Annotated in this window: 1 protein-coding gene; it reads left to right on the plus strand. The window is 77.3% G+C overall.

Features of this window, described 5'->3' with window-relative positions; genetic code table 11:
• Window positions 1–278 (plus strand): pentapeptide repeat-containing protein (locus O4H32_RS14930; RefSeq protein ID WP_269360406.1); only part of this gene is annotated, 278 nt, incomplete at both ends.

Genomic DNA, 278 nt, shown 5'->3' on the forward strand with positions numbered 1-278 from the left:
CCGCCCGAACCTGGGCGCCGCGAACCTGGGCGGCGCGAACCTGTGCGACGCGAACCTGGGCGGCGCGAACCTGGGCGGCGCGAACCTGGGCGTCGCGAACCTGTGCGACGCGAACCTGTGCGACGCGAACCTGGGCGTCGCGAACCTGTGCGACGCGAACCTGGGCGGCGCGAACCTGGGCGGCGCGGACCTGTGCGGGGGGGGGGGGGTCGAGGCGAGGGGGTTGGGGTGGTGCCGCGGGGACTCAGCCCACGGAGACGCCGCCGACGGGGGCGGGG

The organism is Castellaniella denitrificans (assembly GCF_027214045.1).
GTDB lineage: Bacteria > Pseudomonadota > Gammaproteobacteria > Burkholderiales > Burkholderiaceae_B > Castellaniella > Castellaniella denitrificans_A.